Annotated in this window: 14 protein-coding genes and 1 pseudogene; all 15 read right to left on the bottom strand. The window is 57.9% G+C overall.

All coding sequences use genetic code 11. From position 1 onward, the window contains the following. Positions 1 to 152 precede the first annotated feature (152 nt). Positions 153 to 1,523, bottom strand: a complete 1,371-nt coding sequence (gene cpsG, locus ACSPHG_RS08130) for a phosphomannomutase CpsG (RefSeq protein ID WP_435952979.1) — start codon at positions 1,521 to 1,523, stop codon at positions 153 to 155. Positions 1,524 to 1,743: 220 nt separating this feature from the next. Beyond that, positions 1,744 to 3,180, bottom strand: a complete 1,437-nt coding sequence (gene cpsB, locus ACSPHG_RS08125) for a mannose-1-phosphate guanyltransferase (RefSeq protein ID WP_435952978.1) — start codon at positions 3,178 to 3,180, stop codon at positions 1,744 to 1,746. After that, complete coding sequence (wcaI, locus tag ACSPHG_RS08120) at positions 3,177 to 4,418, bottom strand: colanic acid biosynthesis fucosyltransferase WcaI (RefSeq protein ID WP_435952977.1); 1,242 nt, start codon at positions 4,416 to 4,418, stop codon at positions 3,177 to 3,179. The genes cpsB and wcaI overlap by 4 nt, the downstream gene beginning before the upstream one ends. A 147-nt stretch (positions 4,419 to 4,565) precedes the next feature. Next, positions 4,566 to 5,015 (bottom strand): annotated as a pseudogene (locus ACSPHG_RS08115) (GDP-mannose mannosyl hydrolase); the annotation flags it as partial. A 2-nt stretch (positions 5,016 to 5,017) separates the two neighbouring features. Continuing rightward, complete coding sequence (gene fcl, locus ACSPHG_RS08110) at positions 5,018 to 5,983, bottom strand: GDP-L-fucose synthase (RefSeq protein WP_435952976.1); 966 nt, start codon at positions 5,981 to 5,983, stop codon at positions 5,018 to 5,020. A 2-nt stretch (positions 5,984 to 5,985) separates the two neighbouring features. Next, positions 5,986 to 7,107, bottom strand: coding sequence for a GDP-mannose 4,6-dehydratase (gmd, locus tag ACSPHG_RS08105; protein WP_435952975.1), 1,122 nt, complete (start codon positions 7,105 to 7,107; stop codon positions 5,986 to 5,988). A 111-nt stretch (positions 7,108 to 7,218) separates the two neighbouring features. Next, positions 7,219 to 7,761 carry a colanic acid biosynthesis acetyltransferase WcaF gene (gene wcaF / locus ACSPHG_RS08100; protein WP_435952974.1) on the bottom strand — a complete coding sequence of 181 codons (543 nt, stop codon included), beginning with the start codon at positions 7,759 to 7,761 and terminating at the stop codon, positions 7,219 to 7,221. Between the two features lie 52 nt (positions 7,762 to 7,813). Then, entirely contained in the window at positions 7,814 to 8,566 is a 753-nt protein-coding gene (wcaE, locus tag ACSPHG_RS08095; protein WP_435952973.1) for a colanic acid biosynthesis glycosyltransferase WcaE, read from the bottom strand. A gap of 13 nt (positions 8,567 to 8,579) precedes the next feature. Next, on the bottom strand, positions 8,580 to 9,800 hold the full coding sequence (gene wcaD / locus ACSPHG_RS08090) for a colanic acid polymerase WcaD (RefSeq protein WP_435952972.1): 1,221 nt from the start codon (positions 9,798 to 9,800) through the stop codon (positions 8,580 to 8,582). Then, the gene (gene wcaC, locus ACSPHG_RS08085) at positions 9,775 to 10,992 is read right to left on the bottom strand and encodes a colanic acid biosynthesis glycosyltransferase WcaC (protein WP_435952971.1); all 1,218 of its coding nucleotides are present in this window, start codon (positions 10,990 to 10,992) and stop codon (positions 9,775 to 9,777) included. Before wcaC ends, wcaD begins: the two co-directional genes overlap by 26 nt. Continuing rightward, positions 10,989 to 11,474, bottom strand: a complete 486-nt coding sequence (wcaB, locus tag ACSPHG_RS08080) for a colanic acid biosynthesis acetyltransferase WcaB (RefSeq protein WP_435952970.1) — start codon at positions 11,472 to 11,474, stop codon at positions 10,989 to 10,991. The genes wcaC and wcaB overlap by 4 nt, the downstream gene beginning before the upstream one ends. 2 nt (positions 11,475 to 11,476) lie before the next feature. Next, positions 11,477 to 12,325 carry a colanic acid biosynthesis glycosyltransferase WcaA gene (gene wcaA / locus ACSPHG_RS08075; protein WP_435952969.1) on the bottom strand — a complete coding sequence of 283 codons (849 nt, stop codon included), beginning with the start codon at positions 12,323 to 12,325 and terminating at the stop codon, positions 11,477 to 11,479. 131 nt (positions 12,326 to 12,456) lie between these two features. Beyond that, a complete protein-coding gene (wzc, locus tag ACSPHG_RS08070) occupies positions 12,457 to 14,625 on the bottom strand; it encodes a tyrosine-protein kinase Wzc (RefSeq protein ID WP_435952968.1) in 2,169 nt (722 codons plus the stop codon). Positions 14,626 to 14,627: 2 nt separating this feature from the next. Further along, positions 14,628 to 15,071, bottom strand: coding sequence for a low molecular weight protein-tyrosine-phosphatase Wzb (gene wzb, locus ACSPHG_RS08065; RefSeq protein WP_435952967.1), 444 nt, complete (start codon positions 15,069 to 15,071; stop codon positions 14,628 to 14,630). Positions 15,072 to 15,077: 6 nt separating this feature from the next. Further along, positions 15,078 to 16,211: a polysaccharide export protein gene (locus ACSPHG_RS08060; RefSeq protein ID WP_435952966.1), complete on the bottom strand. Its 1,134-nt coding sequence runs from the start codon at positions 16,209 to 16,211 to the stop codon at positions 15,078 to 15,080. Between the last annotated feature and the right edge of the window lie 10 nt (positions 16,212 to 16,221).

The raw sequence follows: 16,221 nt of genomic DNA, 5'->3' as shown, positions 1-16,221 counted from the left end.
CGTTTTACCTTTGTTCAAAGGGTGTCGGAACCCCTTCCCTTCTTTTGTAGGGCGGATAAGCCTGCGCCATCCGCCGCGCTATCGGGCGACTTCGCGGTGGATGGCACTACGTTTATCCACCCTACAAATGCAAGGCGATTCCGTACCCGCAATTACTGATTCAACAGCGCCATAACTTCCCGCGTTCGCGCCTGCATCAGCTCCTCGTTGCCACGCGACTCCACGTTGAGGCGCACCACCGGCTCGGTGTTCGAGCTTCTCAGGTTGAAGCGCCAGTCGCCGAACGCCATGCTCACCCCGTCGGTGCCGTCGATTTCTTCGGCGTGCGGCGCAAAATGCCGCTGCACGCGCTCAATTGCCGCCTTCGGGTCGGCTAACTTGCTGTTGATTTCACCGCTCGCAGGCCACGCCGCCATGCGGTCGCACACCAGCTCGCCCAGGGTTTTGCCCTTCAGGCACAGCAGGTCGGTTACCAGCAGCCACGGGATCATCCCGCTGTCGCAGTAGGCAAAGTCGCGGAAGTAGTGGTGGGCGCTCATCTCGCCGCCGTAAATCGCGTCTTCCTCGCGCATGCGCTCCTTGATGAACGCATGCCCGGTTTTCGACATCACCGGCGTGCCGCCCGCGCGCTCGACGATATCCACCGTGTTCCAGGACAGGCGCGGGTCGTGAATGATTTTTGCCCCCGGCTGCTTTTCGAGGAACGCCGCCGCCAGCAGGCCCACGATGTAGTAGCCCTCGATAAACTGCCCCTTCTCGTCGAACAGGAAGCAGCGGTCGAAGTCGCCGTCAAAGGCGATGCCCATGTCCGCACCGTGCTCAATCACCGCGTTGCGGGTGTCGTCGCGGCACTCCGGCAGCAGCGGGTTAGGAATACCGTTCGGGAAGCTGCCGTCCGGCGCGTTGTGAACCTTCACGAAGGTCAGCGGCACGTTCAGGGACCTGAAGCGCGCTTCGATGGCGTCAACGATCGGGCCAGCAGCACCGTTGCCTGAGTTAATCACCAGCTTCAGCGGCCTGATGTTTTTGACGTTGATGTAGGAGAACAGGTGGTCGATGTAGGCTTCCACCACGGATATCTTCTTATAGCCGCCGCGCTTTGCTTCATTCACCGGCGGGAAGTCGTTCGCTTCCGCCAGGCGCTGCACGTCGCGCAGGCCGGTATCGCCGCTAATCGGGCGCGCGCCCTGGCGTACCAGCTTCATGCCGTTGTAGTCCATCGGGTTGTGGCTGGCGGTCACTTCGATGCCGCCGTCCACGTCCAGATGCCAGGTGGCAAAGTAGATTTCCTCGGTGCCGGACAGGCCGATATCCAGTACGTCCACGCCCGCGTCCTGCAGGCCGCGCGCAAGCGCCAGCTTCAGGCTTTCGCTGGTCAGGCGCACGTCGCCGCCCAGCACGATGGTTTTCGGCTTCAGGTACTCGCCGTAGGCGCGGCCGATGCGCCACGCGATGTCTTCATTCAGCTCTTCGCCCAGCCTGCCGCGAATATCGTAGGCTTTAAAACAGGTTAATTTTTCCATGATGACCTCTTCTTCGGGCAACGGTTAGCCCTGACCCCGAAGGGCCTTGATTCAATAAATTCGCAGGTCGGATCGTCCGACATCATTCCGGTGGATGGCGCTGACGCTTATCCACCCTACACGTCCGGCTTTCGCAGGTCGGATAAGCGAAGCGCCATCCAACAAATCATCCAGACCGTAGGTCGGATAAGCGAAGCGCCATCCGACAAAGCCGACAAAATCAAATCCGCCCGTAACGGTCTTTAAAACGCACCACGTCGTCTTCTTCGAGATAGGTGCCGGAACGCACCTCAATCAGGTCGAGCGGGATCTTGCCGGGGTTTTCCAGGCAGTGCGTCACGCCCAGCGGGATGTAGATGGACTCGTTTTCGCCCAGCAGCTTCACCTCGTCCCCCAGCGTCACCTTTGCCGTGCCCGCCACCACGATCCAGTGCTCGGCGCGGTGGTGGTGCATCTGCAAAGACAGCCCCTCGCCCGGCTTCACGGTGATGCGCTTCACCTGGTAGCGCTCGCCGGAATCAATCGAATCGTATTTGCCCCACGGGCGGTAAACTTCGCGGTGCTTGTGGTGCTCGTGGCGGCCGTCGTGCTTAATCTGCTCGACGACTTTCTTCACGCTCTGCACGTGGTCGCGGTCGGCGATAAGCACGGCGTCCTTGGTCTGCACGACGATCAAATCTTTCACCCCGACGGTGGTCACCAGGCCCGATTCCGCATAGATATAGCTGTTCTCGGTTTCGTGGCTGATCACATCGCCGTGGTGCACGTTGCCCTCGGTGCTTTTGGCGCTGATTTCCCACAGCGATGACCAGGAGCCAACGTCGCTCCAGCCCGCGTCCATCGGCACCACCACCGCGTCGGCGGTTTTTTCCATCACCGCGTAGTCGATGGACTCGTCCGGGCAGGCGAGGAACGCCGCCTCGTCGACGCGCACGAAGTCGAGATCCGGGTCAACGCCCGCCATCGCCTTTTCGCAGGCTTCCAGAATGTCCGGGCGGAACTTCGCCAGCTCTTCCAGGTAGCGCCCGGCGCGGAACAGGAACATGCCGCTGTTCCAGTAGTATTCGCCGCTGGCGACGTAGGCCTGCGCGGTGTTCAAATCGGGTTTTTCCACGAACTGCGCCACGCTGAACGCTACCGCGTCCATGCCCGCCGCTTCCGGCTCGCCGCGGCGAATGTAGCCGTAGCCGGTTTCCGGCAGATCCGGCACGATGCCAAAGGTCACCAGCTTGCCCGCCTCGGCGTACGGCAGCGCGTTGCGCACCGCGGCGCGGAAGGCGTCTTCGTTCTGAATCACGTGGTCGGCGGCGAGGATCAACATCAGCGGATCGCTTTCCGGCTGGTTGCGGATGGCGGCAAGCGCGGCCAGCGCAATCGCCGGTGCGGTGTTGCGGCCTGCGGGCTCGAGGACGATGTTCTCGGTCAGCTTGTTCAGCTGGCGCAGCTGCTCGGCAACGATAAAACGGTGCTCTTCGTTACAAATCACCACCGGGCTTTCGCACTCCACGCCGTTTAGGCGGCTGATGGTGGTTTGCAGCATGGTCAGATCCCCCTTCAGGCAGAGGAACTGTTTCGGGTAAAGCACGCGGGACAGGGGCCACAAACGGCTGCCGTTCCCCCCGGCCATAATCACCGGATAAAGCTGCGAATGACTCATGGTTTAACCCCGGCGTCGTGTGACGCGATATCTGATAAAAACTGGCTCAGCACGTTGTCTTTTTCGAGCGTGCGCTCGGCGTAGTCACGTGCCACCGTGTTGTGTGCGGGCAGCAGCAGGCAGCGTTCGATACCCGCGGCAAGCGCGTCGGCGGATTCAGGCTCCACGCAAACGGCGATGCCCGGATACTGCTCGCAAAGCTGGCCCAGCTCCGTTTCCGGCTCGGCGGTAATCACCGCGTTGCCGCCAACGGCAAGAATATTGGTGAGCTTGGAGGGCAGCACGGCGTCCGCCGCGCCGCGACGCTGGATAACCAAATGGCAGTCGGCAAGCCGCAGCAGAGCTGGCAGCGCGTCATAGGGCTGCAACGGGTGGAACAGCACATTTTGCAGCCCGCAGTCCGCCACGCGTTTTTCAAGGCGCGCTTTCCCGCCGCCCTGGCCGACAATCACAAACAGGTAAGGCCGGTCAGCAAAACGCTGAGCAACGTCAATGACCGTCTCCAGCCCCTGTTTTTCCCCGATGTTGCCGGAATAGAGAATGATTTTTTTATCCGCAGGCAGGCTCAGGCTGGTGCGTAGCGCCGCCACGGCCTCGGGTGAAACATCGCGAAAACGCTCCACTTCCGACCAGTTGGGGAAGAAGATCACGCGCTGCGGGTCAACGCCTTTCTCGACGGCTTTATTCATCATCGAGCGGGAAATCGTAGAAACGTTGTCGACGCCGTGCAGGCAGCTTTGTTCAAAGCGCTGGGCAAGCTTTGCCACGCGGCTTTTGCTGCCGCCCGCCATGCCGAGGCCGAGCATCGCGTCCACTTCGTAATCCTGAATGTGCAGCAGCGTGCGCGCCCCGCTAAGTCTTGCGAGCAGGCGCATGCCCGGCACGCAAAACAGGGTCGGCACCACGCCGATAATGCAGTCCGGCTTCCAGCGGCGCTGCGCCATCAGCGGGAAGAACGAACTCGCCGCAAAGCTGCCGAGGTGAATCAGGCGCTTTAGGGTGGAAGGCTGTTTCGGCACGTATAGCGGGCAGCGCCAGACGGTCGCCGCACCCTGCTCTTTTTTATACTTCCATGCCGAATATTCCGGATGCACTTCCCAGACCGGATAGTAAGGAGGCGCGGTAATTACCCGCACCTCGTGGCCGTGGGCGGTCATCCACTCCACCATTTCACCGGTGTATTTCCCGATGCCGGTTAGTTCCGGCGAGTAGTTAATGCCGTAGACCAAAATTCTCATTTACACATCATCCTTCAGCCCGCTTCTGCGTTGGCTGCACCTGTTCACCCGGTCACTTACCTGAGTAAGCTCCTGGGGACTCTCAGGTTTGCCGCCTTGACCCAGGCCGAATGATTTCGTGTAACAGCCCGGAGTTTGTGCGCATTTATCCGCGAGGAAATAGGCGCGACTGTTTTCGTGTACGTCATCGCGCGCCAGCAGTTGCTCAGGCGTTAACCACAGATAGCTGCTGTGCTGTGCGTCCGGTAATTTGAGCGCGTCATCCACCCGCAGGCGGAAACCGAGCACGATGTAGTGGGTGGAAAAATCCTTCCCGGAAAAATTGTCGTCGTAGAAATGCTGCCACACGCCGTAAAACTCACCGTCGGCAAGCGTGAACCGCTGCCCCAGCTCGGCCTCGGTCAGGCGAGCGAAGGCGTCGGCCAGCGTTTCATCTTTCTGCACGCGGCCGCCCGGCACGAACCAAAAGCCCTGGGCAGGGCGATTGGTACGCAGGCCCAGCAGGTATTCCCCTGCCGGGTTTTCCACAACGAGATCGATGGAGATCAGCGGCGTTGCGCGAACAACGGTGGCGAAATCTTCCTGACTCAGAAACATGCTTACCCCCGGAACCGGGACTGGTTTTCGAGGAACCACCAGTAGGTGCTGGCAAGGCCAGGCTCCAGGGCAATCTCGTGATACCAGCCGAGGCGGCGCAGGCGGGTGACGTCCAGCAGCTTGCGCGGCGTGCCGTCAGGCTTGGAGGCGTCGAACACCACGCGGCCACGGTAGCCCGTCACCTTGGCGATGGTCTGCGCCAGCTCGCGGATGGTGCAGTCCACGCCGGTGCCGACGTTGATGTGCGAAAGCATCGGCTCGGTATTTTCGGCCCACACCTCCGGGTCCAGTTCCATCACGTGAATGCTCGCCGCCGCCATGTCGTCAACGTGCAGGAACTCGCGCATCGGCGTGCCGCTGCCCCACACCACCACGTCAGGCGTGTTCTGCTCGGTTGCCTCGTGGAAGCGGCGCAGCAGGGCCGGGATCACGTGCGAGTTGTTCGGGTGGAAGTTGTCGTTCGGCCCGTACAGGTTGGTCGGCATGACCGAGCGGTAGTCGCGACCGTACTGGCGGTTGTAGGACTCGCACAGCTTGATACCGGCGATTTTAGCAATCGCGTACGGCTCGTTGGTCGCCTCAAGCGTGCCCTGCAAAAGCTCGCTCTCGGCGATCGGCTGGTTGGCCATCTTCGGGTAGATGCACGACGAACCGAGGAACAGCAGCTTATTCACGTCGTGCTTGTGCGCGCTGTGAATAATGTTGCTCTCGATCATCATGTTCTCGTAGATGAAATCCGCCGGGTAGGTATTGTTCGCCACAATACCGCCCACTTTTGCGGCGGCCAGGTAAACCTGGTCGATACGCGCGTCGGCGAAGAAAGCGTTTACCGCCTCGGCGTCCAGCAGGTTCAGTTCGTCACGGCCACGCAGCACGAGCTCCACGTCATCGCGTTGCTCAAGCTGGCGGACGATGGCCGACCCGACCATCCCGCGGTGGCCGGCAACAAAGATACGTTTTTTATTCATGCTCAGGACTCCAGCGCGATGGCAACCTCGTAACCGTGGGATTTCAGCAGAGAGTGCTTCTTCGCCGCTTCCAGGTCTTTCGCTACCATCTCACCGACCATTTCCTGCAGGGTGATTTCTGGCTTCCAGCCCAGCTTCTCGTGCGCTTTGGTTGGGTCGCCCAGCAGGGTTTCCACTTCGGCAGGACGGAAGTAACGCGGGTCAACGGAGACAATCACATCGCCCGGCTTAACGCCCGGCGCGTCGTGGCCGGTCACGGAGACAACGATGCCCTTCTCGTCCACGCCGGTGCCTTCAAAGCGCAGCTTGATGCCGAGCTGGGCGGCAGCCATTTCCACGAACTGGCGCACGGAATACTGCACGCCGGTGGCGATCACGAAGTCTTCCGGGTTGTCCTGCTGCAGCATCATCCACTGCATTTTCACGTAGTCTTTCGCATGGCCCCAGTCGCGCAGGGAGTCCATGTTGCCGAGATACAGGCATTTTTCGAGGCCCTGAGCGATGTTGGCAATCGCGCGGGTGATTTTGCGGGTGACGAAGGTTTCGCCACGGCGTGGGGATTCATGGTTGAACAGAATGCCGTTGCACGCATACATGCCGTAGGATTCGCGGTAGTTCACGGTGATCCAGTAGGCGTACAGTTTCGCTACCGCATACGGGGAGCGCGGGTAGAAAGGCGTGGTTTCTTTCTGCGGGATTTCCTGCACCAGGCCGTACAGCTCGGAGGTAGAAGCCTGGTAGAAACGGGTTTTCTTCTCGAGGCCCAGGAAACGAATCGCTTCCAGCAGGCGCAGCGTGCCCATGGCGTCGACGTCGGCGGTGTATTCAGGGGATTCGAAGGAAACCGCAACGTGGCTCATCGCGCCCAGGTTGTACACTTCGTCCGGCTGCACTTCCTGCAGAATACGGGTCAGGTTGGAGCTGTCGGTCAGGTCGCCGTAGTGCAGGTGGAATTTCGGGTTGCTGGTATGCGGATCCTGGTAAATATGGTCAACACGCTCGGTGTTGAAAGAAGAAGCACGACGCTTAATGCCATGAACTTCGTAACCTTTTTCCAGCAGCAGTTCTGCCAGATAGGAGCCGTCTTGTCCGGTTACACCCGTGATGAGCGCTACTTTAGTCATAATGGATTTTCCTCTGTTAAACCAGGTTCTTATTTGTGGGTCCGTAGGGTGGATAAACGCTGTGCCATCCACCGCTTTGTCGGATGGCGCAGGCTTATCCGGCCTACAGGGCTACAAAACTCGATCGCGTACTTTCACTGCTGGGTTTCCCCGGCAAACGGCATTCGCCGGTAATGATTTATAAACGCTGCTCCTTGCGCCCACGACGGTGCCATCACCAATCGTTACGCCGGGAGAAACAAATACGTCCGTTGCCAGCCAGCATTTCTCGCCAATCACAATCGGCGTCTCGGTAATATCAAAATGCTCGCTCAAATAATCGTGACTGCCGGTGCACAAATAACACTTTTGTGACACTACGGAATTCGCGCCGATGGTAATGTCGCCAAGGGTATATAACACCGCGTCGTCCCCTACCCAGGCGTAATCGCCGAGCGTTAATTTCCACGGATAGGTAATTTTTACCGACGGACGAATCACCACGCCTTTACCAATTTTTGCGCCGAACAGGCGCAATAAAAATGCGCGCCAGCGGTATAAAATCTGCGGTGACCAGGCAAATAACGTCGCCTGAACGGCCCACCACAATTGCACTTTTATGCCGTTTGCGCCGCGAAAGCCCCTCGGCATGGTGAAGCCGCTTAGGTCTTGCATAATAATTCCTTATTTTTGTCGGATGGCGCTGACGCTTATCCGACCTACGGGCTTAGGCTTTGTTATATAACGCCTTAGCTTTGCCGGTGGTTCTCATACGAAGTTTGAATGACAGTTCGGCAATAAATCCCGGCACGCCTAATATTTTGCGCTGTACGTTTTTTGCGTCGCGGCATAATTCCATATTATTTGAGGTGGAAACGCCGCCCATGGAAAATTCGGAGACATAGCCCTTAACGCGCTTAAACGCATAGCCGTTTTTATACATACGGGCCGCCAGCGCGTAATCAGAAGAGACTTTATACTGCAGGTCGTAGGGATATTTACGCAGCCCCGAAAGCGGGAAAAATATGGCCTGATGGCTGGCCGGAAGGCTGTGGTAAATATAGCAGCCGGGCTTAGCGCGACGCTCGATTTTTGTGCCGTCGCCGAAGTCCAGCAGCGCGTCGCCGATAATCATCGCCCGGTCGTCAGCGGGCATTTTTGCAAGCTTACGGGCCACGTTTGCAATATCTTCGTGGAAGATGTCGCCGGAGTTCAGGAACAGCGCGTAGCGCCCCTGGGCCATATCAATGCCCTTGTTCATCGCATCGTAGATGCCGTTATCTTTTTCGCTGACGTAGCGTAAGTTGTACTGCCCGTTAAGGTTTTCCAGAAACTCCGCCGTGCCGTCCTGCGAGTTACCGTCGACCACGATCCACTCGAAGGTAATGTCGGAAGCCTGCGCCAGGTGAGCCAGCGACCGCCAGGTTTTTTCAATCCCGGCTAAATTTCTCCAGGCAACGGTAATAACGCTTAATAACATGGCAATCGCCTCATCAGGAGTTTGTAATCTTGAGAGCCTTGCGCAAAATAAATGGGCACACAATCAAGAAAGCATATTCCGGGCTAAAAATTGAACCGGTAAAAAACAGTGATACTGGCGTAAAAAGCCATAATTGCACGCGGAAGTTTTCATTATTTCCAAACGCCGTGCGCATCATTTTAAAGACTTTCCACATGTACCAAATCGTCAATAACACTGCGAACCAGGAAAAATAAATAATCAGCAGATACAGACCATTGTCTACTGTTTTACCGACGTCCGCACCGTTAAAGATTCCGAATGATGCGACATATTCGTATAAAGATCCAAAGCGCACCACGCCATCAATATTCGTCAGGGAATACCCCACCATAGCCAGTGGGCCAATTATACGATAATAAGATGACGAACCTTCTGTTCCTAAATCACCAAGACGTGTGGCGATATAAGGGAAGGCGAAAATTAACCCCACTAAAAACACTGATAAAGAAATAATCGCCAGCGGCAACTTCTTCTTTATGGCACTTTTATTAAGGTACTGGAATGCCCATTCAAGAAGGTAAAACAGGATGAAGGTCATCACCCCTGAGAACGATCCTGACAGGATAATCCCTAAAAGAATCATACCATCAGTTTTCGGGGTTTTGATACCAAACTGTTTGATGCTGAGCCAAATTGAGATTAACGCCAGAGCGAAAAACGCCGGTTCAAAATAAAGCGCGGTGGTACGTCGTCCGCCAAAGCTAATAAAGTTCAGAACATAGCTATTACTGTAAATAAGAAACTTCGAAATTTTCTCAATCAGGCTGCTGCCGCCGGTAAGAATGATCTGCGCCATTTCCGCCGCGGCCAGGGTAACGATTATTCCCACCACGCCATAAAACAGGCGCAGTATCTTTCGATGATTGCGGATTGAAATCGTTTTGAAGCTGCAGCTCCAGGTCATCGCCAGAATCAGCACGATGTAGACGAACAGCAGTGTCGAAGTGACGTATTTGCTGGCGTCCAGCGACTGGCCGAAGATGTAGTTAAAAGCGGTTAAGCCCGCGCCGATGCCCAGCGCAATCATCAGCTTTTTGACGCTGATGCGGTCGATGTACAAAAATAAAATCGCGGGCAGGAAGGTCACGATAGTTATCGGGAAGCTTTCACCCAGCGAGGCCAGCTTGACGTTGACCACCAGGTAGATGAAAGGCAGCAGCAGATAGCTACAGATTCTGATAGAACGAGACATACTCCTCCAGCATCTGTTGCCCGCTGTATGAGCGGCGGCTTGTAGCCTTAAAGCTCGGTAGATCCATGCCGAAAACCTGCTGCGCCAGCTCGGCCTTCGGTAGCTTCACCAGTTCCAATACCTGCGCTTCGCCGAAGGTTTTGCCGCCTACCTTGCACAGCACCTCGTCCGCGGCCTCGCTTTTGGTGGCAATGACCGGCACGCCGATGGACAGCGCCTCGCACAGAATCAGCGGGTAGTTGTCCACCTTCGAGCTGAACACCAGCGAATCCATCTCGTTAAGCTCGCTCATCAGCGCTTTTTTGTCGGTCATGTAGCCGTGGTTAACGACGTTCGGGCCTTCAAACGGCGAGAACTTGCCGAAGGTGTGCAGTTCGATGTCGTCGCCGAGCGCAATCATCGCCTGCACCAGCTGCTGATTGGTCTTGCCGTCGTAGCGCAGGTCGTGGGCGACTACCGCCACTTTCGGCTTCGCGTGGCTTTCCTGGGTCAGGGGCAGCTCGGCGAGAATCGCCTCGGTGGCAACGTCAATGCCGTTGTTAATGATGTTGCAGCGCCCTGCCCCGTAAATCTGGTTGAAGGCGTCGGCCACGTGCTGGCTCGGGGAGATAAAGCTGCACCCCAGCGCCAGCATTTCGCGGAACAGCTGACGCTTGGTGTCCACCAGCAGGTGCGCGCGGTCCACTTTTACCGGCGGATAGTTGCTGAGCGTCGGACACTTCTGGCAGCCGGTTTTCCAGCCTTCGCAGCCGTCGAGAAACGCGCAGCGCCCGGTGATGCTCCAGTGGTCGTGCAGCGTCCAGACGAAGGTCACGTCCGGCTTGTGGGATTTGACGCGCTGGCAGAAAGAGACCATTTCTTCCAGGTTCAGCCAGTAGCTGTGCACCACGTGAAAGTGCAGCACAACCGGGCCGCTGGTGCGGGTGACTTTACGATAAAGGTTATTCAGGTTGCCAAACGGGTCACGGTTGAAGAAGCGGAACAGCACGATGTTGGCAATCGACGTCAGGCGCGGCGTGTGTTTTTCTACGTTAGCAAAGCTGTCGTGGCTGGCGCTTTTCTTGCCGCCCTTGCCGTAGCCGTAAATAAAGCGCGAGGAAAGCCCCGCAAGACGCGCGCGCTGATGGAGATCCAGCGCAACGCCCGCAGCCCCGCCTTCGGCGAGGCGCACGTTAAATTGCATAATATTCATTTAATTACCTTCACTCGCGCTTTCTCACCGACCACCAGCGCGTTGTCCGGCACGCTGTTCAGCACCACGCTGCCCGCGCCGACGGTGACGTTATTGCCCACGGTAATGTCGCCAATAATGATGACGTTCGCGCCAAGCTCGACGCCGTTACCGATGACCGGGCAGGCCAGGCTCTGGCCGCGGTTGCCGATGGTCACGCCGTGGCGGATGGTGAAATCGTCCCCGGCAACCACAAACTTGTTGATGACCACCGCGTAACCGTGATGGATTGTGAAACGTCGTCCAATGGTCGCGGCGGCCTGAATCTCATAGCCGAACAGGCATTCGGTGACAAAGCGGTAAATAAGCAGAACGGGCGCGGCCCAGATATTGTTGATGACGTTTTTCTTGCGCCACACCGAGCAGAAATGGGCGATGCGATAGGCCATCACCATGCAGCACGGGCGCAGGCTCCAGGCGTTGGCGCGTAGGTCTTCCAGCACGATTATTTCCCCCGTAGTCCGTCGGCGAGGCGCTTGGTATTGCGCACGGTCAGCAGCGCCAGCAGGGTGCGCAGCGACATGCGCTTGTTGCGGATCTGGTAGAGCGTAAACAGCTGGTATTTCTTGCTGGCGCGGTCGAACTTGTCCTTGTGCTTCTGATAGAAGTGGAAATAGCCGGCAAATTTCTTCGTCGATTTGGTGATCTGCATTTCGCCGTGGTTGATGTGCAGAATCTGCGTGGCTTCTTCCACTTTCCACGGCTGGCCGTATTCCACCACCATGCGCAGGAAGATGTCGTAGTCCTGCGCCGCCGCCAGCTGGGTATCAAACAGGCAGGTTTTAAAGCGGTCGGCGTAGGTGAAAACCTGGTTGCCGATAATATTGCGCTTGTAAAACAGCTTCAGGGAATACGGCGACTTCGGGTACAGCGGCAGGCTGGTCGGCTGCGAATAAACCTGCCCTTCGCAGACATAGTCGTTGGCGTATAAGAACGCGTGAGTGACCAGCTGATGCTTGTGCTCGAGGAAAACGGACAGGCGGTTTGGCGTCCACTCGTCGTCGTCGTCGATGCCGGTAATAAATTCCCCCGTCGCCTGGCGAATCGCCTGGTTGCGCACCGCGCAGGCGCCGGAGTTGTAGTCGTTGCGCGTGTAGCGCACGCGCGCGTCGCCAAGCTCTTCGACAAAGCGCTGAAGCTGTTCGTACGAAGAAGAACAGTCGTCCACGATGATCATTTCCCAGCTGGCAAAATCCTGGCGCAGCACGGACTTGATTGCGCGGATAGCCAGCTGCTGGCGGTTCCAGGTCGGCATATAAATAGAAATAAGCGGGCGCGATGTAGTGGTATTCATAACACTCCCCAAAAAAGTCTCGTTGATGAGAAAAGTGCGGCTTTCGCGGTGGATGGCGCTGTCGCTTATCCACCCTACGGATGCGAAACGTAGGGCGGGAAAGCCTGCGCCACCCGCCATTTAGCGCAGGCTTATTTAGCGTCAGATTTGTATTCGTACTCGTAGTAGCCGTAATCGTCATAGCCCGCCGCACGGCGGAAGATGGAGTTGAGGATCACGCCGCGCACCTGAATGCCGTTCTGCTCGAAGCGGTTCACGCTGGTTTCCACCTCTTTGAGCGTGTTGACCGCGTAGCGCGCCACCATCAGCGTGGTGCCCGCATGGCGGCCAACGATAGCGGCGTCGGTGACCGCGAGGATTGGCGGGGTATCGATCAGCACCAGGTCATAGTGCGCGCTTGCCCACTTCACCAGTTCGGCGAAACGCTCGCTCATCAGCAGCTCGGAAGGGTTCGGCGGCACCTGGCCTCGCGGCACGAGGTCGAAGTTCGGCACCGAGGTTTTCTGCGCGCAGCGGGTAATTTCGCCCTGCCCGGCCAGCACGTCGGAAAGGCCGTTGACGTTGGTGGTGCCCAGCAGCTCGTGGGTATAGCCCTTGCGCATATCGCAGTCGATAAGCAGCACGCGCTTGTTGGTCTGGCTGATAACCGCCGCGAGGTTGGCGCAGACGAAGGTTTTACCGATAGACGGGCTAACCCCGGTCAGCATCAGCACGTTGTTGGTGGCCTGCATCATGGCAAAGTGCAGGCTGGTGCGCAGGCTGCGAATGGCCTCAATCGCCAGATCCGTAGGGTTACCCACCGCCAGAAGCTGGCTCTGCTTGTTGCGGCGCGCGCCCTTGACGTTACGCACGGTGGCGTTGTCGCGGGATTTCTGCCATTCGGACAGCGGAATGCTGGCGTAAACGCTCAGGCCCGCCTCTTCCAGAACCGCCGGGCTTTCGATGCCGCGGTTGAACAGCGAGCGCAGCAGCACGCCGACAATCGACAGGATCAGGCCAAGGATAATCGCACCCAGCACGATCAGCGCCTTCTGCGGCTTCACCACGCCCGGCTGGGCGATAGCGGAGTCAACGATGCGCACGTCGCCCACGGTGCTGGCCTCGGTGATTTTCAGCTCCTGCTGTTTATTCAGCAGCTGCATATAAACCTGCTGGCCGGACTCCACGTCGCGGGTCAAACGCACGATCTCCTGCTGGGTTTTCGGCATCGCGGTCACGCGGCCGTTCAGGCGCTTTTTCTCGTCTTCCAGCGTCTGGCGTTTTTCCAGCAGCGTGCGGTAGGCCGGGTGCGCCTTGGTGTACAGCTTGGAGATCTCGGCCTCTTTGAAGGTCAGCTCGTTAAGCTGGGCGTCGATGTTCACCATGGTGTCGAGCACGGACTTCGCCTCCAGCGACAGATCGACGGAATCCTGCTGCTGGCGATAGGCGTTCAGCTTGTTCTCCGCCGCATCGAGGCGGCTGCGCACTTCCGGAAGCTGCTCGGCGAGGAATTTCAGGCTCTTCGCCGCTTCCTCTGACTTACGCTGAACGTTCTGCTCGAGGTAGTTGCGCGTGATGCTGTCGAGGATGGCGCGGATCTGGTCTTTGTCTTCGCCGGTAAACGACAGGCTCAGCACGCCGGTGTCCTTGCCATTTTCCGCCACCGTCAGGTTGCCCTGCAGCTGGTTAATCATACCGAGCGTGGAGTATTTGGTGACGGTAAAGGTGTCGCCTTTTTGCGCTTTGATCCCGTCAACCTTCATGGTCACGCCGTCTTTGCTGAGCGCCTGGCCCACCTGCCCTTTCGCGCTGAAGCCGCCGTCGCTGGTCAGCTGATACTGGGTCGGGCTAAGCACTTCCACGGTGAAGGTGTCTTTGCCCATGCCCGCAGGCAGCGTGAAGTCGGTGACGTTAACCGTGTCGTTCTGGCGGCCGTGCAGGCGGTCCCAGCCCGCGCCAAACAGCCAGAAGGTGTTTTTAACCACCGAAATATCGAGGTTCAGATCGTCAACGGTTTTGCCCAGCACGAGGCGGGACTGGATAAGCTGCATTTCAGCGGCGGAAGCCGGAGGCTTGTTGGACAGCGCGGAGCTGATGTCGTTGACCAGCGAGTTACCGGCGTTCTGTTCGATCTGCACCAGCGCGTCGGCCTTATAGATAGGCGTGGCAAAAACGGCGTAGACTGCCGCCAGCAGCGCAAATACCGCCGTGATCCCCAGCACCCACCAGCGGGCCTCGAGCACGGTGCCGAACAGACGGCCAATATCGATTTCGTCATTGCCCTCGGTCGAGGCGCTCGAACGGTGTACTTTGTCAGTCATTGTTATCCCTGATGAGCGTTGAGTGCGTTGGCCCACTTCTGGGCGGAAAGGTCGAGCAGGTCATAGACCGCTTCGAAAGCGTCACGGCTTTTGCGGTACGGATCGGGAATTTCCCGCTCCGCGTCCCAGTGACCGAACAGCATCACCTTGCCGCGCATTTCCGGCGCCATCTCGCAGATGGCGGAAATATGGCGCTTTTCCATCGTGAGGATCAGATCGTAATCACGACACATGCGGCCCGAAACCTGCCGGGCGCGGTGACCGTCCAGAGAAAGGTTATGCTCCTGCGCCACGCGAGCGGCGCTGGCATCGGCCCCTTTGCCGACTAACGCGCCCAGCCCGGCGGATTCCACCGTCAGGCTCGGCTGATAGGCCTTGAGCAGGCGCTCGCCCGTAGGGGAACGGCAGATGTTCCCCACACACACCACAAGAATTTTGTTAAACATAGCGCGTTACCATGTATGGATATCTTTGGCGGTATCCGTCATATAACGAACGCCACTGATGGTTGGCAGCAACTGGTTGATCAGGCGGTTCCAACGCGTTACCGGCGCGGTCGTCACGTAAACAACGTCGTACGGCTGCAGCTGGAATTCGGTGCCCATCACCAGAGAGGTCGCATCGGACATATCAAGCTGGTAAATGTTGGCGATTTTGCCGCCCTGCTGGCCTTTCAGCGGACGAATAACGAAGATGCCGCTGGCGTTAGACGCGCTCATATCCAGCCCTTCCGCCTGGCCCAGCGCCTCGGTCAGCGTCATGCCGCTGAAGTCCATTTTGAGGGTGGTCTGTTTCTTCACTTCGCCCATCACGAACACTTTCAGATCGTCGTTGCGCGGCACGAAGAGAATGTCGCCCGGATAGAGCAGATGGTTCTGGCTCAGATCGCCGTTTTGCATCAGCGCCTGTAGGGAGATGCGCTTTTCCTGGCCGTTATGGGTCAGCACCACGTTGCGCCAGTCGGCCATATCCGTCAGGCCGCCCGCGGCGTTAATCGCATCAAGAATGGTCAGCGGGACGTTGGTGATGGGCTGCTGGCCGGATTTGTTGACCTGACCGGAAACATAGGCTTTCTGCGAGCGGAAGGCGGCGATATTAACGTCCACCTGCGGGTCAGCGATGTACTGCGCAAGGCGGCCGGTAATATCACTACGGATCTCGGCAAGCGTTTTGCCGGTCACTTTTACTTTGCCCACGTAGGGATAGAACATCGTGCCGTCGGACTGCACCCAGTTACCGGCATCGCTTGAGCTGCGGTACTGGCCGGCTGGGGTGGTCAGCTCCGGGTGATCCCAGACGGTGACGTTGAGCACGTCGCCCGGCCCCACGCGATATTGATAGGCCGAAATTTCCTGGTCCAGAGACATATTTGGCTGGGCGACGGCCGGGCGCACGCGTAATTGCTCTACAAGGCGCGGCGTTAACGGATAAACGTTAACCATGCGATCCAGATCGAAATCTGCATCCTGCTGCTTGATAACATCTTTTCCCATCGTAGACATATTGCTACCGGGCAGAACTGTGCAACCGCTCATCAGGGTTACCGACACCAATAAAGGCATCAATTTAAGTTTGTATTTTATCATTGAGTATTTA

Source organism: Dryocola baronae, assembly GCF_051297175.1.
Taxonomy (GTDB): domain Bacteria; phylum Pseudomonadota; class Gammaproteobacteria; order Enterobacterales; family Enterobacteriaceae; genus Dryocola.
Note: the sequence above shows the minus strand (reverse complement) of the source record. Positions and strands in the feature narration are given on the sequence as shown.

Bases quoted from the DNA above. Each gene is read 5' to 3' on its own strand.
- cpsG (WP_435952979.1), bottom strand. From the start codon at position 1,523: ATGGAAAAATTAACCTGTTTTAAAGCCTACGATATTCGCGGCAGGCTG.
- wzb (WP_435952967.1), bottom strand. From the start codon at position 15,071: ATGTTTAACAAAATTCTTGTGGTGTGTGTGGGGAACATCTGCCGTTCC.
- wcaC (WP_435952971.1), bottom strand. From the start codon at position 10,992: ATGAATATTATGCAATTTAACGTGCGCCTCGCCGAAGGCGGGGCTGCG.
- gmd (WP_435952975.1), bottom strand. From the start codon at position 7,107: ATGACTAAAGTAGCGCTCATCACGGGTGTAACCGGACAAGACGGCTCC.
- wcaA (WP_435952969.1), bottom strand. From the start codon at position 12,325: ATGAATACCACTACATCGCGCCCGCTTATTTCTATTTATATGCCGACC.
- wzc (WP_435952968.1), bottom strand. From the start codon at position 14,625: ATGACTGACAAAGTACACCGTTCGAGCGCCTCGACCGAGGGCAATGAC.
- ACSPHG_RS08060 (WP_435952966.1), bottom strand. From the start codon at position 16,211: ATGATAAAATACAAACTTAAATTGATGCCTTTATTGGTGTCGGTAACC.
- wcaE (WP_435952973.1), bottom strand. From the start codon at position 8,566: ATGTTATTAAGCGTTATTACCGTTGCCTGGAGAAATTTAGCCGGGATT.
- wcaI (WP_435952977.1), bottom strand. From the start codon at position 4,418: ATGAGAATTTTGGTCTACGGCATTAACTACTCGCCGGAACTAACCGGC.
- wcaD (WP_435952972.1), bottom strand. From the start codon at position 9,800: ATGTCTCGTTCTATCAGAATCTGTAGCTATCTGCTGCTGCCTTTCATC.
- wcaF (WP_435952974.1), bottom strand. From the start codon at position 7,761: ATGCAAGACCTAAGCGGCTTCACCATGCCGAGGGGCTTTCGCGGCGCA.
- fcl (WP_435952976.1), bottom strand. From the start codon at position 5,983: ATGAATAAAAAACGTATCTTTGTTGCCGGCCACCGCGGGATGGTCGGG.
- cpsB (WP_435952978.1), bottom strand. From the start codon at position 3,180: ATGAGTCATTCGCAGCTTTATCCGGTGATTATGGCCGGGGGGAACGGC.